A 23779-nucleotide genomic window follows, 5' to 3' on the forward strand; every position below is an offset into this window, starting at 1 on the left:
CCCGCGGGTGTACCCGTGGGGGCACCCTTTGTCCCCCCGGGCCCCGCGGGCCCCCCCCACCTTGCGCGGGGGGGGGCGGGTCCCCCGCGCCCGGGGCCGCCCGGGGCGGGCGTGGGCCCCCCGGGTCGACCCGGTGGCCCGGGTGGGTACAGCGGTCCGAGCGGTCACTTAGAGCAGGCCCGCCTGGGTCATCAGCTGGGTGACCTTCTTGGAGTCCAGCTTCGAGGGGTCGATCTTGGGCGCGTCCAGCGAGGCCAGCGGCGGCAGCGCCGGGTTGGCGGCGACGTCGGAGGCCACCGGGTACTCCATGGAGTCGCCGTCGCGCAGCACCTCCTGGCCCTTCTTGGAGGTGATGTAGTTCAGGAACTTCTGGGCGTCGTTCTGGTGCTTGCTCGACTTCAGCACGCCGCCACCGGAGAGGGAGACGAAGGCGCCCGGGTCCTGGTTCTTGAAGTAGAACAGCTGGGTGTTCTTGCTGTTCTCCTTGGTCTTGGCCTGATCCTTGAACCAGTAGTAGTGGTAGATCACGCCGCCGTCGAACTGGCCGGAGTTGACGCCCTTCATGACGGTGGTGTTGTTCTGCGAGATGACCGCGTTCTCCTTCATGCCCTCGAGCCAGGAGAGGGTCGCCTCCTCACCCTTCTGGGCGAGCAGCCCGGCCACGATGGCCTGGAAGTCCGCGCCCGCGGCGGCGCCGCTCCAGCGGCCCTTCCACTGCGGCTGCGCCAGGTCCAGCAGCGACTTGGGCAGCTGGTCGGTGGGGAGCTTGCCGGTGTTGTAGACGAAAACGGTGGAGCGCGCGGCGATTCCGGTCCACTTGCCGGTGGAGGGGCGGAACTGCTCGGGCACCTGGCCGAGGGTGTCCTTGTCGACGTCGGCGAACAGGCCGGCGTTCTCGACCAGCGCCATGGCCGGGGAGTTCTCGGTGATGAAGACGTCGGCCTTGGAGTTCTTGCCCTCGGCGACGATCTGGTTGCCCAGGTCGGTGTCACCGCCGTTGCGGATGGTCACCTTGATGCCGGTGTCCTTGGTGAACGCGTCGATCCACTCCTTGGTGAGGGATTCGTGCTGTGCGTTGTAGACCAGGATCTCGTTGTCCTCGTCGGACGAGTTGGAGCATGCCGTGGTCGCGCCGAGCACCGCGATCGCCGCCAATGCACCGGACACCAGTTTCCATCGAGCCGCCGTCATGACCGTCCTTCCACTCGACGCTGAGGTTTGCCTAACCAACGTACCGTCCCATGTCACGGGCGGAAACGCCACCCCGCCGACGAAACCGAATCGCTGTAATCTGCCCCTCGATGACTCGGCACAGGCGCACCCCTCTCACCATCGGCATCGGCATCGCGGCCGCGGTTCTCGTCGGCGGCGGCATCGCCACCGCGATGACGTTGAACGGCAAGGACTCCGGCACGACCGATGACAAGCGCATCGAGACAACGCTGCGTGACTTCTACGGCACTCTCTCCACCGGCGGCGCCTCGCAGGCCGTCGGCAAGACCTGCACGGGCGATCGCGCCCAGTACGACGCGTTGCCCGAAGCCCAGAAGAAGGCCATGGACCAGGGCAAAGTCTCGATGAAAGTCGATGCGGTGCAAGGGATCACCATCACCGGCGAGCGCGCCACCGCGGTCACCCTGGGCACCCTCACCATGCCGGGCGCCGCCGACAGCAAGCGGTCGACCAATGAGCACCTGCGCAAGGAGGACGGCGTGTGGAAGGTCTGCTCGACCGACGGGAGATAGCGAGAACGCCTCCCGGGGCGGATTGCCCGGAAGACGTTCTCCGATGGAGCGAGCGGCGGGAGTCGAACCCGCGTACACGGCTTTGCAGACCGCCACCTGGCCACTCGGTCACACCCGCATCGGCGAGGTCCATAGTGCGCCGGTTCGGGTCCGGGGCCGAGGGTTTGAATCACCGTGATTGCTATGGGGCGGCCCGAGCGCTTCGCGACATGCGATGATCAGGGCATGTCGCGTCCCCGTCCGCTGCCGCTCGATCCGATCGAGGAGGCGCACCGCCAGTGGACCGAGCACGGCTGGGGCGAGGTCGCGGACGGGATGGCGGCGGTCACCTCACTGGTGCGGGCGCAGCAGATCGTGATGGCGCGGGTGGACGAAGCGCTGAAGCCGTCTGGTTTGACCTTTTCGCGATACGAGCTACTGATGTTGCTGAGTTTCAGCAAAACCGGTGCGCTGCCGATGGCGATGGCGAGCGCCCGGCTGCAGGTGCATCCGACGTCGGTCACCAACACGGTGGACCGGCTGGAGGCGGCCCAGTTGGTGAAGCGTGTGCCACATCCCAGTGACCGGCGGGCAACGCTCATCGAAATCACCGGGGCCGGAAGAGAATTGGTGGCCAAGGCCACCACCGAACTGAACCGGCGAGTTTTCGCCGAGACCGGTTTGGCGCCGGAACGATTGCAGCTGCTGCTGCAATTGCTGGCGGAGTTCCGGCAGAGCGCGGGCGACTTCGACCCCGGTAGCTCGCCCACCCGATGGGCCGGCCAGTAACCACCCAGCGACCCAGCAGCCAATTTCCTGCGTCATAGTCTTGGCTTCGGCTCGCAAAAGGTTCACCATTGTTGCCATGGTGCTGGTCCTCGGGGTGTCGGCGGGCGCTGCTGGCGCACGCGCCATGCTCACCCATTCAGACCAGCCGCACCTGCCTCCCATCGACCGGTGCAAGGTCCTACGCCGGGCCGGCGGCGGGAGCATGGCGGAGGCGGTCTTCGAGGCCATCCGGTTGATGCGGAAGTCGGCGGCCGAGCGTGACGAGTTCATCACCGGTATCGCGGTCACCTGCCGCAGCGCCAACCATGCCGAAGCCGTCCGCACCGCCGCGGGCCGCAATCGCCTGACCGTCATCGACGAGCCGGTGGCTCAGCTCAGATATCTGCGCTTCACCCGGAAGCTACCCACCGAGGGCTCGATCCTGCTGTACGACCTCGGCGCGTCCGGGCTGACTCTCACCCAGATCGACTGCCGGAACGATGCCGTCCTCGCCACCAAGCGCAGCACCGTCCTGGGCGGGGACGGCCACGACGCCCTGCTGCGCTGGCTGCTCACCCGCGGCGGCGTCACCCTGGACCTGGCCGACATCCGCCGTCAGAAGGAAGCCCTGGCCTCCGAACGCGTACTGGCCGTCTGCGACCCGATCTCCGGGCAGCGCACCGTGGTCACCCGCAGTGATTTCGCCGAACTGGTCGAGGCGGGCATCCATCATTCGGCGTCGTTCGTCCGACACATGATCGACGAGACCGGCATCCGGCCCGCGGGTCTGGCCCTGCTCGGTGGCTGCACCCGCAACAAGAGCATCCGCGACGAACTGAAACTCCAGCTGGGCTACCCGATGATCTACGACCCGGAGCCCGATTTCGTCTCCACCCGCGGCGCGGTCCTGCTGGCCGCCGAACGCCCGTCGGCCCGCAGCATCCGCAGCGTGCACCTGGCCCCGGGCGCGCCGCCCGTCGAAGCCCCCGTCTCCCCCGTCTCCCGCCGCAAACTCGTTGCGGCGGTGGCGGTTACCGCCACGCTCGGCGGCACCATCGTCGGCGGACTGGCCATGAACCGGGACCACGGCGGCCACCCCGACGGCAAGCCCCCGACCGTCGAAGTGGTCGGCCCGCCCAAACACGGCTGACGCCGCACGGCCGCAAACGATCTCCGCCCGCGCAGCCACACCGCCCGCACAGCGCTGACGCCGCACCCCCACAGGCAATCCAGGCGCCGCGGCCCACATCTCGCACGGGATCCCGGTGACACCACCCACCCCATCCAGCACCGTGCCCCGCTGCCGTCGGCAGCGGGGCACGAGAGTTCGAGAGTTGGTGTCGCGCTTATTTGTTGGTGAAGTCGGCGGGACGCTTCTCGACGAAGGCGGTCATGCCTTCCTTCTGGTCGTCGGTCGCGAACAGCGAATGGAAGACGCGACGCTCGAAGCGCAGACCCTCGCCGAGGGTGGTCTCGAAGGAGCGGTCCACGGCTTCCTTGGCGATCATCACCGACGGCAGCGACATGGCGGCGATGGTCTCGGCGACCTCCATGGCGGTGGCGACGAGTTCAGCGGCCGGCACGATGCGCGAGACCAGGCCCGCGCGCTCGGCCTCCTCGGCGCCCATATTGCGGCCGGTGAGGATGAGGTCCATGGCCTTGGCCTTGCCGACGGCGCGGGTGAGGCGCTGCGAGCCGCCCATGCCGGGGATGACGCCGAGCTTGATCTCGGGCTGCCCGAACTTGGCGGTGTCGGCGGCCAGCAGCAGGTCGCACATCATGGCGAGTTCGCAGCCGCCGCCGAGGGCGTAGCCGGCGACCGCGGCGATCAGCGGCTTGCGGAAGGCGGCGACGCGGTCCCAGCCACCGAAGTGGTCGGTCACGAACATGTCCATGTAGGACTTGTTCTGCATCTCCTTGATGTCCGCGCCGGCCGCGAAGGCCTTCTCGGACCCGGTCAGCACGACCGCGCCGATCTCGTTGTCGTTCTCGAGCTCGTCGAGCGCCGCCGAGATGTCGGACAGGACCTGCGAGTTCAGCGCGTTCAGGGCCTTCGGCCGGTTGAGCGTGATGAGCGCGACGCGGCCCTTGCGCTCCAGCAGAATGGTCTCGAAGTCGGTCACGCCGTCTCTCCCTCAGATCGCTTGCGGATATCGGTGACGATAGCCGAGAAGTCCTTGCCCGCTTCGTCCTGGTTGAAGCGGTTGTAGATCTCCGCCGCCAGTTGACCGATTTGTCCGTCCACGCCATTGGCACGCAGCGCGTTGGCGGCGAGCCCCAGGTCCTTGGACATGAGCGCGGTCGCGAAGCCGGGCTGGTAGTCGTTGTTGGCGGGGCTGGTCGGAACCGGTCCCGGCACCGGGCAATACGAGGTCAGCGCCCACGACTGCCCCGAGGCGGTGGACACCACGTCGAAGAACTTGTCGTGGGTCAGGCCCAGCTTCTCGCCCAGCACGATCGCCTCGGAGAGCCCGATCATGGAGATGCCCAGCAGCATGTTGTTGCAGATCTTGGCGGCCTGGCCGACGCCCGCGCCGCCGCAGTGCACGACCTTGCCGCCCATCACCTCGAGCAGCGGCAGGGCCGCGGCGAAGTCGGTGTCCGCGCCACCCACCATGAAGGTGAGGGTCCCGGCCGCCGCACCCGCGACACCGCCGGAGACCGGAGCGTCCAGAGCCCGATGTCCCGCTGCCACAGCGAGTTCCGCGGCCCGCTTGGCGTCGCCGACGTCGATGGTGGAGCAGTCGACGAACAGGGTGCCCGGCTTGGCGGCCGGGAGGATGTCGCCGTAGAGGTCGAGCACGATGCGGCCGTTGGGCAGCATGGTGATGACGATGTCGGCGGCCGAGACCGCTTCGACCGCGGTGCCGACCACGGTCGCGCCGTCCCGGCGGGCCTGGTCCTGCGCGGCGGGCACGGGATCGAAGGCGAGGACGTCGTATCCGGCCTCGACCAGGTTGGCGGCCATCGGCCCGCCCATGTGGCCGAGTCCGAGGAACGCGACCTTGGTGTGTGTGCTCATTGCTCGTCCTTCGGTGCGGCCAAACCCAATTCGCGATCGCCGAGCGCGCCGAAGTAGGCGTCGACGTCGGCGGCGGTGACGTCCGCCAGGGTGGCGGGCGACCACTGCGGGTTGCGGTCCTTGTCGATGACCTGGGCGCGAATGCCTTCCACCAGGTCGTGGGTGTTCAGGGCGGCGACGGAGACCCGGTATTCCTGGTTCAGCGCCGTCTCGAGGTCGGCGGCCCGGCGCGCGTCGCGCAGCGAGCGCAGCGTGACCTTCAGGGCCACCGGGGATTTCGACAGCACGTCGGCGGCGGCCTTGGCGGCTTCGGCGCGGCCGTCGATCTCGAGGCGGTGCACGATCTCCTCGACGGTGTCGGCGCTGTAGCAGGCGTCGATCCAGTCCTGCTGCGCCACGAACTCCGACACCGGGGCGGGCTGGGCGAATTTCGCGATGGCCACCTCGACGTCGGCCGTCGCGAGGGCCTCCAGCAGCGCCGGAAGGTGTTCGGACGGAACGAAACTGTCGGCGAATCCGGCCGCGATGGCGTCCCCGGCGGACATGCGCGCGGTGGTGAGCGCGATGTGGGTGCCGATCTCGCCGGGCGCGTGCGCCAGCAGCCAGGTGCCGCCCACGTCGGGAATGAAGCCGATGCCGGTCTCGGGCATGCCGACCATGGACCGCTCGGTCACGATGCGGTGCGAGGCGTGCCCGGACAGGCCGACGCCGCCGCCCATGACGATGCCGTCCATGATCGCGACGTACGGCTTCGGGTAGCGCTTGATCAGGGCGTTGAGGATGTACTCGTCGCGCCAGAACACGCCGCTCGGGGAGTCGGCCGCGACCTGCGGCGAATCACCCTGCGCGACAGTGGCCTCGGCGTCGTTGTGGATGGCGACGATATCGCCGCCCGCGCACAGCCCGCGCTCCCCCGCGCCGGTGAGCACGACCGCGCGCACCTCGTCGTCGTCTGCCCAGGCCCGCAGTGCGTCCAGAATGGTCAGCGCCATCGGGTGATTGAGCGCATTGATGGCGCGAGGCCGGTTGAGGGTGATCAGGCCCAGCCCGTCGCGCTTCTCGACCAGAACCTCGGGTTCCTTGACCGCGTCACTCATGCTGCTCCTACCACCGAGCGGGCGACGACCACCCGCATGATTTCGTTCGTGCCCTCGAGAATCTGATGCACCCGCAGGTCGCGGACGATCTTCTCGATGCCGTATTCGGCCAGGTAACCGTAGCCACCATGGAGTTGCAGGGCCTGGTTGGCCACCTCGAACCCGGCGTCGGTGGCGAACCGCTTGGCCATGGCGCACAGCTCCACCTTGTCGGGGGCGTCGGCGTCCAGGGCGGCGGCGGCCCGCCACAGCAGGGTGCGGGCGGCCTCCAGGGAGGTGCGCATATCGGCCAGCTGGAACTGCAGGGCGGTGTTGTCCAGCAGCCGGGAGCCGAAGGCCTTGCGCTGGGCCAGGTACTCGACCGTGCGGTCCAGTGCGGCCTGCGCGCCGCCCATCGAGCAGGCGGCGATGTTCAGCCGTCCGCCATTGAGCCCGTTCATGGCGATCCGGAAGCCGTCGCCCTCCGCGCCGAGCAGGTTGGCCGCCGGAACGCGCGCGTCCTCGAGGATGACCTGCCGGGTGGGCTGGGCGTTCCAGCCCATCTTCTTCTCGTTCGGCCCCACCGAGAGACCGGGGGTGTCGGCGGGGACGATGAGCGCCGAGATGCCGCGCGCGCCTTCGGTTCCGGTGCGCACCATCATCACGTAGACGTCGTTGGAGCCGGCCCCGGAGATGAATTGCTTGGCGCCGTTGAGGATGTAGTCGTCGCCGTCGCGAACGGCCTTGGTGCTCAAGGCCGCCGCGTCGGAGCCGACGCCCGGTTCGGTCAGCGCGTAGGACGCCAGCAGATCCATGGACGTCAGCCCCGGCAGCCACCGATTGCGTTGCGGCTCGGTGCCGTAGGTGTCGATCATCCACGTCGCCATATTGTGGATGGAGATGTAGGCGGCGACCGACGGGCAGCCGGTGGCCAGCTGCTCGAAGATGCGCACGGCGTCCAGCCGCCGCAGCTGCGAGCCGCCCACGTCCTCGCGCACGTAGATGCCGCCCAGGCCGAGCCCGCCCGCCTTGCGCAGCACGTCCACCGGGAAGTGCTTGCGCTCATCCCATTCCAGGGCGTTGGGCGCGAGCATTTCGTCGGCGAACGAGCGGGCGGTTTCGACGATCGCTTTCTCAGCCTCGTCCAATAGGAACATTCGCGTCAGTCCATGGTCGGGATGACGAAAGCGTTGGACTCCTTCATGCCGGAAGGCCAGCGCTGCGTCACCGTCTTGGTCTTGGTGTAGAAGCGGATCGAGTCCGGGCCGTGCTGGTTCAGGTCGCCGAAGCCGGACCGCTTCCAGCCGCCGAAGGTGTGGTACGCGATGGGCACCGGGATCGGGACATTGATGCCGACCATGCCGACCTGCACGCGGGCGGCGAAGTCGCGGGCGGTGTCGCCGTCGCGGGTGAAGATGGCGACGCCGTTGCCGTACTCGTGCTCGTTGGGCAGGCGCAGCGCCTCTTCGTAGTCCTTGGCGCGAACCAGCGCCAGCACGGGACCGAAGATCTCTTCCCGGTAGATCCGCATCTCCGGGGTGACGCGGTCGAACAGCGAAGCGCCGGCGAAGAATCCGTCCTCGCCGCCCTCGACCACCAGGCCGCGGCCGTCGATGACGAGCTCCGCGCCCTCGTCGACGCCGATCTGCACGTAGTTGTTCACGCGGTCCACGCCATCGCGGCCGACCAGCGGGCCGAAGTCGGCGCCCGGGTCGTCGGAGAGGCCGACGTTCAGCTTGCCGATGCGCTCGACGAGCTTGGCGCGCAGGCGATCCGCGGTCTCCTCGCCGACCGGCACCGCCACCGAGATGGCCATGCAGCGCTCGCCCGCGGAGCCGTAGCCCGCGCCGATGAGCTGGTCGGCCACATCGTCGAGGTCGGCGTCGGGCATCACGATGGCGTGGTTCTTGGCGCCGCCGAAGCACTGGGCGCGCTTGCCGTTGGCGGTGGCGGTCTCGTAGATGTACTGCGCGATCGGGGTGGAGCCGACGAAGCCGACGGCCTTGATCCGCTCGTCGTTCAGCAGGGTGTCGACGGCTTCCTTGTCGCCGTTGACCACATTGAAGATGCCCGCGGGCAGTCCGGCCTCGAGGAACAGCTCGGCCAGGCGCAGCGGCACCGAGGGGTCGCGCTCGGACGGCTTGAGCACGAAGGCGTTTCCGCAGGCGAGAGCCGGGCCGGCCTTCCACAGCGGGATCATGGCGGGGAAGTTGAACGGGGTGATGCCCGCGACCACGCCGAGCGGCTGGCGCATGGAGTAGACGTCGATGCCGGTGCCCGCGCTCTCGGTGTACTCGCCCTTGAGCAGGTGCGGGATGCCGACGGCGAATTCGATGACCTCGAGGCCGCGCTGGATGTCGCCCTTGGCGTCGGCGATGGTCTTACCGTGCTCGGCGGAGAGCAGGGCGGCCAGCGAGTCCATCTCGTCCTGCACCAGCGTCAGGAACTTCATGAGCACGCGGGCCCGCTTCTGCGGGTTGGTGGCGGCCCAGGCGGGCTGCGCGGCGGCCGCGTTCGCGATGACCGCCTCGACCTCACTCTTGCTCGCCAGCGGCACCCGCGCCTGGACCTGACCGGTGCTGGGGTTGAAGACATCCCCGAACTTGCCGGACGTTCCCGCTACGTGCTTGCCGTCGATGAAATGCGTGAGTTCGCGAACCATGCCCGTCTCCAAAATTCTCAGCCTGTCTCGAAGCTTGCGCGCCGATTGCGCGGTATGTGGCGATCCTATAGTTGGACATCCAAGTATTGGCTGTGGGATAATTCACAGCACCTACAGGCTCTCCGTGCGGAGGATTGGCATTCCAGATCTGCATGTCCCGGTTAATCCAGTGCGGTTCGTGACCGCCGCTGCGCTCTTCGATGGCCATGACGCGGCCATCAACATCATGCGAAGAATCCTCCAGGCCCAGGGAGCCGAGGTGATTCATCTGGGGCATAACCGGGCCGTGCGCGAGGTCGTGGACGCGGCCGTCACCGAGGACGTGCAGGGGGTGGCGGTCAGCTCGTACCAGGGCGGGCACATCGAATACTTCGAGTACCTGGCGCAGGCCTTGAAAGAGGCCGGGGCCGGGCACGTGAAGATCTTCGGCGGGGGCGGCGGGGTGATCATTCCCGAGGAGATCGCGCGCCTGCGGGAGTCGGGGGTGATCATCTTCTCCCCCGAGGACGGGCAGCGGCTCGGACTGCCGGGCATGATCAATCAGCTGATCTCGGCGTGCGACGAGGATCTTTCGCGCACGCCGGCCCCGGTGGACGCGGTGCTCAGCGGGGATCGGGCGGCCTTGGCCCGCACCCTCACCTGCCTGCAACAAGGGACGCTGCCGGAGGCCGACCTGACCGCCCTGACCGCCGCGGCGGCGGCGCGGCGGGTGCCGGTGCTCGGCATCACCGGGACCGGCGGCTCCGGAAAGTCCTCTCTCACCGACGAACTCGTGCGGCGGCTGCGCACCGACCAGCAGGACAAGCTGCGGGTCGCGATCCTGGCGGTGGACCCCACCCGGCGACGCGGCGGCGGCGCACTGCTCGGCGACCGGATCCGGATGAACGCCCTGGACGGGGAACGCGTCTACTTCCGGTCCCTGGCCACCCGGGGCGAGCGCGAGGTGCCCAACAATATCGACGCCATGCTGATCGCCTGCAAGGCAGCGGGATCCGATCTGGTGATCCTGGAGACCCCCGGCATCGGGCAGGGCGACGCGGCCATCGCCGAGCACGTGGACGTGTCGCTGTACGTGATGACGCCGGAGTTCGGGGCGGCCTCCCAGCTCGAGAAGATCGACATGCTCGATTTCGCGGATGTGGTGGCCATCAACAAGTTCGAGCGGCGCGGGGCCGAGGACGCGCTGCGGGACGTGTCGCGGCAGCTGGTGCGCAATCGCGAGGACTTCCATGCCCTGCCCGAGGACATGCCGGTGTTCGGCACCAGCGCGGCCACGTTCAACGACGACGGGGTGACGGCGCTCTACCGACACCTGACCGGGCTGCTCGCCGAGCGCGGACTGCCGTTGCAGGAGGGCGTGCTGCCCCGGGTGGAAACCCGCGCCTCGACGCGGTTCGCGCAGATCATTCCGCCCGCACGGGTGCGCTACCTGGCCGAGATCGCCGAGGCGGTCCGGGATTACCACGCGGCGACCGCCCGGCAGATCGAGGCGGCGCAGCGGGTGCAGCGCGTCGAGCAGGTGCTCGCCGAACTGCCGGACGACGAATCCGTGCGCGATCTGCTCGCCCGGGCCGAGCGGGAGCTGGCGCCCGAGAACGCCGCCCTGCTGGCGGAGTGGCCCGCCGTCGCGGAGTCCTATCGCGGCGAGGAGCAGGTGGTGCAGGTCCGGGACCGGGAGCTGCGGACCTCGCTGCGCCGGGAGACCCTGTCCGGCAGCTCGATTCCGCGGGTGGCGCTCCCCCGCTTCACCGATCACGGTGAGCTGCTGCGGTTCCTGCGGTCGGAGAATCTGCCCGGACGGTTCCCGTTCACGGCCGGGGTGTTCCCGTTCAAGCGGGACAACGAGGATCCGGCGCGCATGTTCGCGGGCGAGGGCGACGCCTTCCGCACCAATCGCCGGTTCAAAGTGCTGTCCGAACACGCCGACGCCAAACGACTTTCGACGGCATTCGACTCGGTGACCCTGTACGGGCACGATCCGGCGGAGCGGCCCGACATCTACGGCAAGGTCGGCACGTCCGGGGTCTCCATCGCCACGCTCGACGATATGAAGGCGCTGTACGCCGGATTCGATCTGGACGCGCCCAGCACCTCGGTGTCCATGACCATCAACGGGCCCGCGCCGACCATCCTGGCCTACTACCTCAATGCCGCCATCGATCAAGCGCGCGAGGAGTTCACGGCCGAACAGGGCCGCGAACCCACCGACGCGGAGGCCGCGGACCTGCGCGCCCGCACCCTCGCCACCGTGCGCGGCACCGTGCAGGCCGACATCCTCAAGGAGGATCAGGGCCAGAACACCTGCATCTTCTCCACCGAGTTCAGCCTGCGAATGATGGCCGACATCCAGGAGTGGTTCGTGCGCAACGGCGTTCGCAACTTCTACTCGGTGTCCATCTCCGGCTATCACATCGCCGAGGCCGGGGCGAACCCGATCAGCCAGCTGGCCTTCACCCTCGCCAACGGCTTCACCTACGTGGAGGCGTATCTGGCGCGCGGCATGGACATCGACGATTTCGCGCCCAACCTGTCGTTCTTCTTCTCCAACGGGATGGACGCCGAATACTCGGTGATCGGCCGGGTGGCGCGGCGCATCTGGGCGATCGCCATGCGCGACAAGTACGGGGCGGGCGAACGGTCGCAGAAGCTGAAGTACCACGTGCAGACCTCCGGGCGCTCGCTGCACGCCCAGGAGATGAGCTTCAACGACATTCGCACCACCCTGCAGGCGCTGATCGCGATCTACGACAACTGCAACAGCCTGCACACCAATGCCTACGACGAGGCGGTCACCACGCCCACCGAGGAATCGGTGCGCCGGGCGCTGGCCATCCAGCTCATCATCAACCGGGAGTGGGGCCTGGCGATGAACGAGAACCCGCTGCAGGGCAGCTTCGTCATCGACGAGCTCACCGATCTGGTGGAGGAGGCGGTGCTGCGGGAGTTCGAGCGGATCAGCGAACGCGGCGGGGTGCTGGGCGCCATGGAGACCGGGTATCAACGCGGCCGGATCCAGGACGAGTCCATGCTCTACGAGCGCCGCAAGCACGACGGGAGCCTGCCGCTCATCGGGGTCAACACCTTCCGCAATCCGCACGAGGAAGAACACCGGGTACTGGAATTGGCCCGGGGCACCGAGGCCGAGAAACAGTCTCAGCTGCGACGGGTCAGCGAATTCACCGAGCGGCATCGCGACGAGGCCCCGGCCGCGCTGGCCCGGCTCGCGGCGGCCGCGGCGAGCGACGAGAACGCCTTCGAGGTGCTGATGGACGCCGCGCGGGTGTGCACGCTGCAGCAGGTCACCGACACCTTCTTCACCGTGGGTGGCCAGTATCGCCGCAACGTTTGATCAAACCCTCACCCGCTGACCGGCAGCGCCCCGCTATATCTCGAAATATAGCGGGGCGCTATTACTTTCGCCCGCGACCCCGCACTGGCGAGTACCTACACCGCCCAGGGTGTATGGCAATTTCCGATTGGCAGCAATTTCTCGGCTATACCGGAACTGTTCGGTTCGATTGCGGCTGACAGGAAGACGATCATGCGTAGAACGACCATGCGATCCACCGCCAAGCTCGCCACCGTCACGATGTCGCTCGCGGCGGCGGCCACCCTGTTCGCCGGCGCGGCGAGCGCCGAGGCCCCGGACAGCGCGCCGATCCAGGTCACCCCGGTCTCCGAGGGCATTCCGCTGGATCCGGTGGCAACCAACCCGAACGCGATGTTCCCGGACCCGGCCCTCAACGGCGCGGCCGCGGGCGCCCTCACCGGCAGCGCGGGCGGCGCGGCCCTCGGCTCGGTCGTCGGCTCCATCCCCGGCGCGCTGGGCGGCTCCGCCCTGGGTGCCCTGATCGGCGGCGGCATCGGCGCGCTGATCGGCCTGCTCAATCCCGACGCCATCCCGCAGGTGCTGCCGTAACGCACCACCCCACGTCCCGGGCAAACTCCGTGCCGCGTTCGCTCAGGCGAGCGCGGCACGGCCGTCTCTGTGGAACAATCCGGACAGGCTGGCCCCGACGGAAGGCACCCCATGGAGTTTGCGGGAATGACCGTGGTGGACGCGCATATTCACCAGTGGGATCCGATGACCACGCCGCGCGAGTTCAGCGCGCTGGCGAAGCTGTTCCGGTACGTACCGGTGCCGATCGACTGGGCCACCCGGCTCGCCCCGCGCCGCGATCGCGAGTTCGCCGGGGACCCCACGCCGGTCATGCACCCCTATCTGCCGCGCGACTACCAGACCGACGCGGGCGACGTGCCGGTCGAGGCGATCGTGCACATCGAGGTCGAATGGGTCGGCAACGGCCCGCTCGGGCCCGTCGACGAGACCCGGTGGGTGGCGAGCCTGCCGTGGGGCGTGGACACCCCCGCCCTGGGCGCGATCATGGGCGCGGCCGACCCCACCGCACCCGAATTCGCCGAACTGCTGGACGCGCACCAGGCGGCGTCCCCGCGGTTCCGGGGCGTGCGGTCCCGCGTCGAATACCACCCGGACCGGGATGTGCGGGCGACCCGCAAGACGCCGGGCACGCTGACCTCCGCCGCGTTCCTCAACGGGTTCGGCGCGCTGGCCGACCGCGGGCTCACCTTCGAGGCGTGGGTGTACTCCGGACAGCTGCCCGAGGTGACGGCGCTGGCCGAGCGGTATCCGGACACCACCATCGTGCTCAACCATCTCGCCACGCCCGCGGGTATTTTCGGGCCGGTCGGGCGCGAGACCGGGAAGACTCCGGGACAGCGGCGTGAGCTTTTCCTGCGCTGGCGCGACGATCTCACCGCGCTGGCCGCGCACCCCAATGTGGTGTCCAAGGTGAGCGGGCTGATGATGCCCATCCTCGGCCACCCGGTGCCCAGGCGCGGCGAGCCGACGCCGGTTCCGGTACTGGTGGAAAGGATTTCGCCGATGCTGGAGCACGCGCTGGACGTCTTCGGCGCGGACCGGCTGATCTGGGGCTCGAATTTCCCGGTGGACAAGCCGATTACGAGCATCCCGAACGCCGCGAACGCGGTGGCCACCGCGCTGGCCGGGCACGGGGCCGACGACAAGGCCATCGAGCAGGTGTTCCGCCGCAATGCCGAACGGATCTACGGACTCGACATGCTCTGACCCGGTTCGGGTGCTCCGGATTTGCCGGGTCCAGCCGTGCCGGGGCGGCGCGCTGGCTATCGTGATGCGCCATGGAGCGGATCCTGCGGATCGGAATGGGTTTCTGGGAGTCCCGGACCCTGCTCAGCGCCGTCGAACTCGGGGTGTTCACGGTGCTCGGGCATCGCCAGCTGACCGCCGAGCAGCTGCGGCGCGAACTCGGCCTGCACCCGCGGTCCGCCCGTGACTTCTTCGACGCGCTCGTCGCCATGGAGATGCTGCGGCGTACCGACGACCGGTACGCCAATACCGCCGACACCGCCACCTACCTGGACAGCACCGGCAGCGAGTACATCGGCGGCTTCCTGGAGATGGCGGCGGCGCGGCTGTACCCCTTCTGGGGCCACCTGACCGAGGGCCTGCGCACCGGGCTACCCCAGAACGAGGCCCGCGAGGGCCGCGACCTGTTCACCGAGCTGTACCGGGACCCCGAGCGGCTCTACGACTTTCAGCGCGCCATGACCGGGCTGTCACTGCCCGGCGCGCACGTCATCGCCGAGGTCTTCCCGTGGCAGCGCTGGAAGACCGTCGCCGATATCGGCACCGCCCAGGGCGCGCTGCTGCGCACCGTCCTGGAGACCAATCCGCACCTGCACGGCATCGGCTACGACCTGGCCCCCGTCGAACCGATCTTCACCGAATACATTGCGCCGGTGGCGGATCGGAGCAGCTTCCAGGCCGGGGACTTCTTCGCCGAGGAACTGCCCGAGGCCGACGTGCTGGTCTTCGGCCACATCCTGCACGACTGGGATCTCGACACCAAGCGCATGCTGCTGGAGAAGGCCTACCGCGCGCTGCCCGAGGGCGGCGCGATCCTGGTCTACGAATCGCTCATCGACGACGACCGCCGCACCAATCTGCCCGGCCTGCTCATGAGCCTCAACATGCTGATCGAGACGCCGAGCGGCTTCGACTACACCGCCGCCGACCTGCGCGGCTGGCTCGCCGACGCGGGCTTCCGCGACCCGCAGACCGAGCACCTCGCCGGGCCCGAATCGATGGTGTGGGCGGTCAAATAGCGGCGGCCGGGCATCGGTCAGGGCAGAGCCAGGTATTCCGCGCCGAGCAGATCGGCCGCGTGGCTGACGTGATCGACGATGCGGGCGGCATCGGCCTCGATGATCCCGGCCCGCCAGGCGGTCAGCAGTTCGATGAAGCCGCCGATGCTCATCAGCACGCCCATGCGCAGATCGGATTCGTCGACGCCCGGGCGCAGGTACGGGCGGGCGGTGGCGATGAGCAGGTCGGTGGCCTCGGTGAGCAGGGCGGTGCGGCGCTGTTCGAGCACGCGGCTGCCGGAGTGATCGCCGAACAGGATGCGGGCCGGGCCCTCCGATTGCAGTTCCACGGCGCGGGCGATGGCCAGGTGCAGGATGCCCAGCGCGGGGTGCGCGAGATTGTCGGCGACCACGGCCGACAGTTCGCTCAGCACCTGGAATCCGACCTCGTCCCAGACCGCGCCCAGCAGGTCGTCGCGGTCGGCGAAGTGCTCGTAGAAGTAGCGGTCGTTGAGGCCCGCGCGGGTGCACACGCCGCGCATGGTGACCGCGGCCCAGCCGTGCTCGAGCCAGATGTCCAGGGCCGCCGCGATCAGCCGCTCGCGGCGTTCGGCCCGGCGCTGCTCCTGAGTGCGGCCACCCCAGGTCCCGCCACGCCGAGCGGGTGTCGCGGACAGGTCGGTCGTCGCCGTCGCGGGCACGTCCATAGTTGACAAAATAGCGCATCCGGAGCCTAATTGGTGGCAGGTGCGGCCAGTGGTGGCACACGCCACCACTTGACTGCCCGGATGGCACGCTCCCGGGAGTTCCCATGCGACTCAATCCTTTCGGCGGAACCCACCGCACTCGACAGGCGGACGCGGTGGTGACCGGTGCGGGCAGCGGCATCGGCCGCGCCTTCGCCATCGAGATCGGCAAGCGGGGTGGGCGCGTCGTCTGCTCCGACCTCGACCCCGGCCGCGCCCGCGAGACCGCCGAACTGGTCGGCGACATCGGCGGCAAGGCCTTCGACACCGGCTGCGACGTGAGCAGCCTGGCGCAGGTCACCACACTCGCGAACACCGCCGAGGAATGGTTCGGCAAGAGCCCGGACCTGGTGGTCAACAATGCGGGCATCGGCCGCGGCGGCACCGTCATCGGCGAGACCCCGCCCGAGGAATGGCATCAGGTGCTGGACGTGAACCTGTGGGGCGTCATCCACGGCTGCCACGTCTTCGCGCCCCGGCTGCGCGCCGCCGGGCACGGGTCCATCGTGAACGTCGCCTCCGCCGCCGCCTTCGGGTCCGCGCCGCGCATGGCCGCCTACAACGTGTCCAAGGCCGGCGTGCTGGCGCTGTCGGAGACGCTCGCCGCGGAGCTGTCCGGCACCGGCGTCACCGTCACCGTGCTCTGCCCGACCGGGGTGAGAACCAATATCCTGGAGGGCGTTTCGATCGGCGACGAGACCGTGCAGCTGTGGGGCGACCGCCTGCTGCGCTGGACCGGACGCCCGCCCGCGGCCATCGCCCGCACCACCCTCGACGCCGTCGACCACGGTCAGCTCTACGTGGTCCCGCAGCTCGAGGCCAAGGCGATCTGGCAGTCCAAGCGACTGCTGCCCGAAACCTACACCCGCGCCGCCGGATTACTGGAGCGGCTGGTGCGGTAGCCATGCAGCGAGGAGCAGAACAATGGCGTTCGCGTATTCCGACATGCTCACCGTGGTCCGGGACCGGCAGTGGGCGCTGGCCGACATCGACTGGGACGCACCGGGAGCCGAGCTCATCACCGATGAGCAACGTCCGGCGCTGACCACCTTCATGGCCGACCTGGTGTGGATCGAGCACGTGGGCGCGCGCGGCTTCGCCGCCCTCACGCTGCACGCGCCAGACGGCCCGCTCAAGGAGATCTACCGGCACTTCCACGCCGAGGAGCAGAAGCACGCCAATGCCGAACTGGCGTTGATGCGCCGCTGGGGCATGCTCGACGGCGACGCGATGCCGCTGCCCAACAAGAACATTCAGCTCGTCATCCAGTGGCTGGACCGGTACGGCGACCACCTGTCGCTGCCCGTGCTGGGCACCGTCATCCCGTCCCTGGAGTGCGCGCTCGACGGCGCGCTGGTCAAGTTCCTGCTCGACGAGGTCCGGGATCCCCTGTGCCACGAGGTGTTCCGGCACATCAACAGCGATGAGTCGCGGCACCTGGCCGTCGGGTTCCAGGTGCTCGAACAGCTCGGCGCGGGACCGATGCGGCGCATCGCCATCGAGACGGCGGGGTTCGCGCTGCGCCCCAACCTGCTGATGGGGGCGCTGCTGTACACCCCGCTGCTGTCGCGCATGTCCACCAACATCATGGCCATGGGGCTCGACGAGGAGAAGCTCTGGAATGCCGTGCGCCGCTACGAGAAGGCCGGGGAACGCAGCCCCGACATCAAGCGGCTGCCGCTCTACCACGTCGTCCGTCTGCACGGCATGGCCACCATCAATCGCCTGCAACCGATCCAGGGCCTCAACGACGCCCTGAACAAGGCCATCGACAGCATCCCCGGGCGACTGCTGCGCCGCCGCACGCCGTCCTGGTCCAAGGCCCTCACCTATGAGCCGGTGGCGAAATGACCGCGCCGATCCGGGACGGTTCCGGCCGGGCCCCCTACGCCGGGCCGACGGTGCACTGCGCGCACTGGCGGGATCAGCGGGAACTCGACGGGCTGCACGTCGCGATCGTCGGCGGCGGCCCGGCCCTGGCCCGGGTGGTGCCGCCGGTCGTGGCCCGAGCCCGCCGGGTGACCGTCTTCCAGCACGACCCGCTGTGGATCCTGCCCGCCCCGCCGCTGCCCGGCCTGCCCGCGCTGCTGCGCCTGGCGCCCGCGGACCTGCTCGCCGCGCTCCCCGGGCAGGCCGTGCTGCGCCGCGTGGCCGCCGCGAATCTGCGGGTGCAGATCGGGGATTCGTGGCAGCGCCGGCAACTCACCCCCGACAAGCCCGCCGGGGTGCGGGTGCACAGTCGCTACTACCGGGCGCTGCGGCAGCCCCACTGCACGCTCATCAGCTGGCCCATCGCCCGGCCGGCGCCGCTCGGGATTCGCACCGTGGACGGTGTCGAGCATCGGGTGGACTGCATCATCTACGCGGAGGACGCATCGTGACGAGGACCGTGGTCGATCATCAGATCGTCATCGTGGGAGCCGGATTCTCGGGGATCGGGACCGCGATCGCCCTGCGCAAGGCCGGATTCGACGACTTCGTCATGATCGACGAGGCCGACGGGCCGGGCGGGACCTGGCACTGGAACACCTATCCCGGTATCGCCGTGGACATTCCGTCGTTCAGCTACCAGTACTCGTTCGAGAAGCAGAGCTCGTGGTCGCGGGTGTACGCGCCGGGCCGGGAGCTGAAGGCCTACGCCGAGCGGTGCGTGCAGAAGTACGGACTGCGGCCGCGAATCCGGTTCGGCACCACCATCGAACGCGCCGACTTCGACGACGACCTGCACCTGTGGCGGCTGCGCACCAGCGACGGCGACGAGCTGACCTGCCGCTTCCTCATCGGCGCGACCGGGGTGCTGACCCGCCCGAAACTGCCGGACATCGCGGGGGCGGAACGGTTCCGGGGCGTCACCATGCACACCGCGCGCTGGGATCACGACATCGACCTGCGCGGCAAGCGGGTCGGGATCATCGGGACCGGGGCCTCGGCCATCCAGATCATTCCCGAGATCGCGCCGCTGGTGTCGGAACTCGTGGTCTTCCAGCGCACCCCGATCTGGTGCCTGCCACGGCCCGACGCGCCCATGCCGCCGGTGGCCCGCGCACTGATGCGGCTGCCCGGCGGCCAGTTCCTCACCCGCTGGATCAGCCAGGCGTTCGTGGAACTGACCTTCCCGCTGTCGGCGCACTACTACAAGGTGCTGCCGATCGTGAAGCTCGGCGAGCGCACCGGGCTCGCGCACCTGCGGGATCAGGTGCGGGACCCCGAGATTCGCGCGAAACTCACCCCCGACTACGCGCTGGGCTGTAAGCGGCCGTCGTTCTCCAACGACTATCTGAAGACCTTCAACCGCGACAACGTCACCCTCGAAACCGATCCCATCACCGAGATCACCGCGAGCGGTCTGCGCACCACCGGCCGCCACCACCAGGTCGACGTGCTCATCATGGCCACCGGGTTCAAGGTCATGGAGTCGGGCAATATGCCCACCTTCGACCTGCACGGCAGTGGCGGACTGCGACTGGAGGATTGGTGGGACACCCACCGGTTGCAGGCCTACGAGGGCGTCAGCGTGCCCGGGTTCCCGAACTTCTTCACCATCATCGGGCCCTACGGCTACAACGGAGCCTCCTACTTCACGCTCATCGAGATGCAGACCACCCACATCCTGCGGCTGCTCCGCCAGGCCCGCCGCCACGCCGCCACCCGGGTGGAGGTCACCGCCGCCGCCAACGAGCGGTACTTCCAGGAGATGATGTCGCGGCGCGGCACCCAGGTGTTCTGGCAGGACAGTCGCACGCTGGCCAATTCCTACTACTTCGACAAGAACGGGGACGTCCCGCTGCGGGCCATGAGCACGCCCGAAGCCGCCTGGCGGGCAGCCCATTTCGACCTGGACGACTACACCTTCGAGGCGCCCGGCGGACGCCGCACCGATGATCGGCCCGCCACCCGGACGGCCACGGCCTAGCCCGGAGCGGGCCGGGGAGCGGCCCTCAGCGGTCGAGCGATCGGTAGAGGTCGCGCAGTTGCCGCAGCCCGGCGGCGACGGACTGCTCGTCCTCGGCGGTCATGCGCAGGGCCTGGCGCAGCAGCACCGGGTCCAGATCGTCGGGGGCCGGATGGAATTCGGGGTCCGGCAGCGTGGGCAGCGCCGCGTGCTCGCCGTACAGGTCGCCGCAGTCGAGGGTCTCGCTCTGCAGCAGGCCGCCGATGAGGTCGTCCAGCCGGATCCCGCGCAGGGTGAGCAGATCGGTCGGGTGCTCGTCGAGCCGTTCCGCCACCACGTAGCAGATGGCGGCCGCGTGCTTGCAGGGCCAGCTGTGATCCGGGCAGCTGCACGAGAAGTCGAGTTCGGACACCGTCGTCGGCAGCAGCAGCGGGCCCAGCGCCCGAGGCAGCGTGCCCGCCGCGATCTCGCCCAGCATGCCCGGCGACTCGCGCACCGCGTCCGCCAGCTCCTCCAGGTGGTGGCGGTCGAAGGTCCGCATGGTCAGCACGGAGACGAAGGGGCGGGGCTGACTGCCCTGCACCTCCGCGGTCACCATGCCCTCCTCGAGCCGGTAGTTGATCACCTGGCCGGTGCGGGCGTACGAGCGGCCGCGCGAGAGCCGCCCGGCATCGGCGACCTGCTCGACGGCGTCCAGAAAGGCACGGCCCCACCAGGTCCGGGCGAAGGCGGCGCCGCGGCGGCTGCGCGCGGGCACCCCGCCGCGCACCGGGCGGCGCTTGCCGTACCCGCCGAAGTCGATGACCTCGTTCATTCGCCGACCGCCTCCGCTCCCAGCGCGAACAGTTCCCGCAGCTCCTCGTCGCCGAGTTCGGTGATCCAGTGCTCGCCGGCGCCGACGGTGAGATCGGCCAGCTGGCTCTTGCCCCTCAGCATGTCGTCCACCCGCTCCTCGATGGTGTCGACGCAGACCAGCTTGCGCACCTGCACATCCCGGCGCTGACCGATCCGGAAGGCGCGGTCGGTGGCCTGGTTCTCCACCGCCGGATTCCACCAGCGGTCCAGGTGCACCACGTGATTGGCGGCGGTGAGATTGAGGCCGGTGCCGCCGGCCTTGAGCGACAACAGCATCAGCGGCGGGCCGTCGCCGCCCTGGAAGTCCTCCACCATGGCGTCGCGGGCCTGCTTGCCCACCCCGCCGTGCAGGAACGGGACCTCGGCCCCGAAACGCTCGGACAGGAAGGGGGCCAGCAGCTTTCCGAACTCCGCGAACTGGGTGAACATCAGGGCGCGTTCCCCGTCGGCGATCACCGATTCCAGGATGTCCTCGACCAGCGCCAGCTTCCCGGACCGGTGCTGACCGCGGCGCAGCACCGCCGAACCGTCGTTCAGGTAGTGGGCCGGGTGGTTGCAGACCTGCTTGAGCCGGGTCAGCGCGGCCAGCACCGCGCCCTTGCGTTCCATGCCCTCGGCGGCCTTCAGCTTGGCCGACATATCGTCCAGGACAGCCTGATACAGCGCCGCCTGCTCCACGGTCAGGTTGGCCCGCACCGTCATCTCGATCTTCTCCGGCAGATCCGAGATCACCGCCGGATCGGTCTTGACCCGGCGCAGCACGAAGGGCGAGGTGATGGCACGCAGCCGGGTGACGGCGTTCTCGTCGTGCTCACGCTCGATCGGAACCGCGAACCGGGCGTGGAACTCCGACGCCTTGCCCAGCAGTGCGGGATTGGCGAAATCCAGGATCGACCGCAACTCCTCGAGGCGGTTCTCCACCGGGGTTCCGGTGAGCGCCAGGCGATGTCGTGCCGGGACCAGCCGGGCCGCCCGCGCCTGACGAGTCCCGGCGTTCTTGATGTGCTGCGCCTCGTCCAGCGCCACCCGCTGCCAGTCCTGCCGCTTCAGCTCCTCCACATCGCGAGCCAGCAGGGCGTAGGTGGTGACCACCAGATCCGAATCCGCCACCGCCGCATCCAGTTCCGCGCCCGAGCGGCGGGCTGGGCCGTGGTGCACCAGCACCCGCAGGTCCGGGGCGAAACGTTCGGCCTCCCGCTGCCAGTTGCCCACCACCGACATCGGGCACACCAGCAGGGTGGGTCCGGGCGGCGCGACGGCGGTCTCCCGCTCGTGCGCCAGCAGGGCCAGGACCTGCACCGTCTTGCCCAGGCCCATGTCGTCGGCGAGGATCGCGCCGCAGCCCAGGCGGCTCATGGTCGCCAGCCAGGCCAGGCCGCGCTGCTGATACGGCCGCAGCTGGGCCTTCAGGCCGACCGGGTCGGGGACGGGCTCAGTGGCGCGTTCACCGTCGAAAAGTTCCGCGGCCCAACCGGTCGCGGTGACCTCGTCCAGCGGCACGCCGATCACCGGGTGCGCGGACAGCTCCGCGAACAGGCCGCCGATGGTGGTCTCGGTGCCGTCGGTGCGGCCCGAGACGTAGTCGGCGGCCGCGGCGAGCATGCGATGGTCGGCCTGCACCCAGTCGCCGCGCAGGCGCACCAGATCCGATTTCGCGTCCACCAGGCGCGCCATCTCCGCGGGCGTCAGCACCGTGTCTCCCAGCGCCAGCTCCCACCGGAACGACACCAAACCCTTCAGCCCCACGGCGGTTTCGGTGGCGGCCGGGCTCTGCACCCGCAGTTTTATGGTCGGCGCGGCGACCCGCCAGGCGCGGGGCAGCATGAGGCGCACCCCGGCGGCGGCCAGCGCGTTCGCGCCGTGCGCCACCAGGTCCATGACCACCTCGGTGGGCAGGAACAGGTCCATGCTGCGCGGGTCGCCGGGCAGGTCCCGCAGGCGCGGATACACCTCCTTGGCGGCGGCCAGCTTCTCCCCGGCCAGCCGGGTCAGCACCGGATCGCCGGGCAGCAGCACCGGTTGCGGCGCTTCACCTTCGACGCGCATGCAGACCTCGAGCCGCCACAGTTCACCCGGCTCGTCGCCGTCGGGTTCCAGCAGGCGCAGCACCAGATCCGGTTCGCCCGCGGTGAGGCTGGTCCGCCAGTCCTCGAGCACCGCCGCTACCCGATGCGAGCCGGTCTCCAGCGGTGTGGCGTCCAGCAGGGCCCTCAACAGCGGATGCGACACCGAATCCGCGGGCGCGGAGCCGATTTCGGGGTCGCGTGCCGAAATCCATTTCCGGGCAATGGGATCGGTCAGTTCGGCGACCAGGTTCTCCAGGATGTCGGCGGGCCTGCCGCGGTCCTTCAGCGCCGACGGCATGGCCACGGCCAGCTCGGCCAGCCAGGCCCGCTGCCGCTGCCCGCCCACCAGCCGCCACCGCGCCCACCACTCCCCGTCGTCGCGCCGGATCTCCGGCACGATCCGCCCCGCCCGCACCCAGCGCTCGATCCCACCCGCCACATGCCCCAGATAGCGCAGATCCCCCGCCACCGGCCAGTGCGGCGGCAGCTCCCCCAGCAGCACCCGGGCCGCCGCCTCCGGGGCCAGCGCGTGCGCGCGCACCCGGGCCCGTTCCGTGCCGTACTCCCCCGCCAGCGTGACCTCGGCCCAGTGCCGCCACTTGGCCGCCCGCACCACCGACCGCAGCGGCTCGGGCAGCTTCTCCGTCTCGTCGGCGAGCACGAAGCCGTCCGGGTCGTGCCACAGCACCAACCCGGACCCGGGCGTCCACAGTCCGTGCAGCATCCGACCATCCAAGCAGCCCGCCCCGACAGGGCCCGCGCTACCCGCGAGTCAGGTCCCTCTTTATTTCTGATCGGATACGGCACATACTGGATAAATCCGC

20 protein-coding genes and 1 tRNA gene are annotated in these 23779 nt (G+C 69.4%); 11 read left to right on the forward strand and 10 right to left on the reverse strand.

Features of this window, described 5'->3' with window-relative positions; genetic code table 11:
• Positions 1-168: 168 nt before the first annotated feature.
• Positions 169-1191, reverse strand: a complete 1023-nt coding sequence (locus ACFV4K_RS05215) for an iron ABC transporter substrate-binding protein (RefSeq protein ID WP_379272237.1) — start codon at positions 1189-1191, stop codon at positions 169-171.
• Positions 1192-1301: 110 nt separating this feature from the next.
• Between ACFV4K_RS05215 and ACFV4K_RS05220 the strand changes: the two genes are divergently transcribed.
• Positions 1302-1745 carry a hypothetical protein gene (locus ACFV4K_RS05220; protein ID WP_379272239.1) on the forward strand — a complete coding sequence of 148 codons (444 nt, stop codon included), beginning with the start codon at positions 1302-1304 and terminating at the stop codon, positions 1743-1745.
• A gap of 44 nt (positions 1746-1789) precedes the next feature.
• Here the strand turns inward: ACFV4K_RS05220 and ACFV4K_RS05225 are convergent.
• A tRNA-Cys gene (locus tag ACFV4K_RS05225) sits at positions 1790-1863 on the reverse strand.
• A gap of 107 nt (positions 1864-1970) precedes the next feature.
• On the opposite strand from ACFV4K_RS05225, the gene ACFV4K_RS05230 reads away from it, so the two are divergent.
• Positions 1971-2513, forward strand: a complete 543-nt coding sequence (locus tag ACFV4K_RS05230) for a MarR family winged helix-turn-helix transcriptional regulator (protein ID WP_379272240.1) — start codon at positions 1971-1973, stop codon at positions 2511-2513.
• 76 nt (positions 2514-2589) lie between these two features.
• Positions 2590-3642 carry a hypothetical protein gene (locus tag ACFV4K_RS05235; protein WP_379272241.1) on the forward strand — a complete coding sequence of 351 codons (1053 nt, stop codon included), beginning with the start codon at positions 2590-2592 and terminating at the stop codon, positions 3640-3642.
• A 196-nt stretch (positions 3643-3838) separates the two neighbouring features.
• Here ACFV4K_RS05235 and ACFV4K_RS05240 read toward each other — a convergent pair whose 3' ends face one another.
• Genes ACFV4K_RS05240 through ACFV4K_RS05260 form a run of 5 tightly spaced genes read right to left on the reverse strand, consistent with a single transcriptional unit; the run spans position 3839 to position 9252 of the window.
• A complete protein-coding gene (locus tag ACFV4K_RS05240; protein ID WP_379272242.1) occupies positions 3839-4615 on the reverse strand; it encodes an enoyl-CoA hydratase in 777 nt (258 codons plus the stop codon).
• Positions 4612-5514, reverse strand: coding sequence for a 3-hydroxyisobutyrate dehydrogenase (gene mmsB / locus ACFV4K_RS05245; RefSeq protein WP_379272244.1), 903 nt, complete (start codon positions 5512-5514; stop codon positions 4612-4614). The genes ACFV4K_RS05240 and mmsB overlap by 4 nt, the downstream gene beginning before the upstream one ends.
• Positions 5511-6611, reverse strand: a complete 1101-nt coding sequence (locus tag ACFV4K_RS05250; RefSeq protein ID WP_379272246.1) for an enoyl-CoA hydratase/isomerase family protein — start codon at positions 6609-6611, stop codon at positions 5511-5513. The genes mmsB and ACFV4K_RS05250 overlap by 4 nt, the downstream gene beginning before the upstream one ends.
• Positions 6608-7747: an acyl-CoA dehydrogenase family protein gene (locus ACFV4K_RS05255; RefSeq protein WP_379272247.1), complete on the reverse strand. Its 1140-nt coding sequence runs from the start codon at positions 7745-7747 to the stop codon at positions 6608-6610. Before ACFV4K_RS05255 ends, ACFV4K_RS05250 begins: the two co-directional genes overlap by 4 nt.
• Positions 7748-7752: 5 nt before the next feature.
• Complete coding sequence (locus ACFV4K_RS05260) at positions 7753-9252, reverse strand: CoA-acylating methylmalonate-semialdehyde dehydrogenase (protein ID WP_379272249.1); 1500 nt, start codon at positions 9250-9252, stop codon at positions 7753-7755.
• Positions 9253-9376: 124 nt separating this feature from the next.
• On the opposite strand from ACFV4K_RS05260, the gene icmF reads away from it, so the two are divergent.
• The 4 genes from icmF (at position 9377) to ACFV4K_RS05280 (ending at position 15417) form a co-directional block, all read left to right on the forward strand.
• A complete protein-coding gene (gene icmF / locus ACFV4K_RS05265; RefSeq protein WP_379272251.1) occupies positions 9377-12601 on the forward strand; it encodes a fused isobutyryl-CoA mutase/GTPase IcmF in 3225 nt (1074 codons plus the stop codon).
• A 192-nt stretch (positions 12602-12793) separates the two neighbouring features.
• A complete protein-coding gene (locus tag ACFV4K_RS05270; protein WP_379272252.1) occupies positions 12794-13171 on the forward strand; it encodes a hypothetical protein in 378 nt (125 codons plus the stop codon).
• Positions 13172-13282: 111 nt separating this feature from the next.
• Positions 13283-14359, forward strand: a complete 1077-nt coding sequence (locus tag ACFV4K_RS05275) for an amidohydrolase family protein (protein ID WP_379272254.1) — start codon at positions 13283-13285, stop codon at positions 14357-14359.
• A gap of 71 nt (positions 14360-14430) precedes the next feature.
• Complete coding sequence (locus ACFV4K_RS05280; RefSeq protein WP_379272256.1) at positions 14431-15417, forward strand: methyltransferase; 987 nt, start codon at positions 14431-14433, stop codon at positions 15415-15417.
• Positions 15418-15434: 17 nt separating this feature from the next.
• Here the strand turns inward: ACFV4K_RS05280 and ACFV4K_RS05285 are convergent, their stop codons facing one another.
• Positions 15435-16103: a TetR/AcrR family transcriptional regulator gene (locus ACFV4K_RS05285; protein WP_379272257.1), complete on the reverse strand. Its 669-nt coding sequence runs from the start codon at positions 16101-16103 to the stop codon at positions 15435-15437.
• Positions 16104-16207: 104 nt separating this feature from the next.
• Here ACFV4K_RS05285 and ACFV4K_RS05290 point away from each other — a divergent pair, with 104 nt between their 5' ends.
• The 4 genes from ACFV4K_RS05290 to ACFV4K_RS05305 are packed head-to-tail and all read left to right on the forward strand — an operon-like array spanning position 16208 to position 20055.
• The gene (locus ACFV4K_RS05290) at positions 16208-17044 is read left to right on the forward strand and encodes an SDR family NAD(P)-dependent oxidoreductase (RefSeq protein WP_379272258.1); all 837 of its coding nucleotides are present in this window, start codon (positions 16208-16210) and stop codon (positions 17042-17044) included.
• Between the two features lie 22 nt (positions 17045-17066).
• Positions 17067-17993: a ferritin-like domain-containing protein gene (locus tag ACFV4K_RS05295; RefSeq protein WP_379272259.1), complete on the forward strand. Its 927-nt coding sequence runs from the start codon at positions 17067-17069 to the stop codon at positions 17991-17993.
• Positions 17990-18523: a hypothetical protein gene (locus ACFV4K_RS05300; RefSeq protein ID WP_379272261.1), complete on the forward strand. Its 534-nt coding sequence runs from the start codon at positions 17990-17992 to the stop codon at positions 18521-18523. The genes ACFV4K_RS05295 and ACFV4K_RS05300 overlap by 4 nt, the downstream gene beginning before the upstream one ends.
• The gene (locus tag ACFV4K_RS05305) at positions 18517-20055 is read left to right on the forward strand and encodes a flavin-containing monooxygenase (protein ID WP_379272311.1); all 1539 of its coding nucleotides are present in this window, start codon (positions 18517-18519) and stop codon (positions 20053-20055) included. Before ACFV4K_RS05300 ends, ACFV4K_RS05305 begins: the two co-directional genes overlap by 7 nt.
• Positions 20056-20080: 25 nt before the next feature.
• On the opposite strand, the gene ACFV4K_RS05310 is transcribed toward ACFV4K_RS05305, so the two are convergent.
• Together ACFV4K_RS05310 and ACFV4K_RS05315 are read right to left on the reverse strand one after the other, a co-directional pair.
• Positions 20081-20848 carry an SWIM zinc finger family protein gene (locus ACFV4K_RS05310; RefSeq protein ID WP_379272262.1) on the reverse strand — a complete coding sequence of 256 codons (768 nt, stop codon included), beginning with the start codon at positions 20846-20848 and terminating at the stop codon, positions 20081-20083.
• Positions 20845-23679, reverse strand: coding sequence for a DEAD/DEAH box helicase (locus tag ACFV4K_RS05315; RefSeq protein WP_379272264.1), 2835 nt, complete (start codon positions 23677-23679; stop codon positions 20845-20847). Before ACFV4K_RS05315 ends, ACFV4K_RS05310 begins: the two co-directional genes overlap by 4 nt.
• Between the last annotated feature and the right edge of the window lie 100 nt (positions 23680-23779).

This window comes from Nocardia sp. NPDC059764 (assembly GCF_042732555.1).
Lineage (GTDB): Bacteria > Actinomycetota > Actinomycetes > Mycobacteriales > Mycobacteriaceae > Nocardia.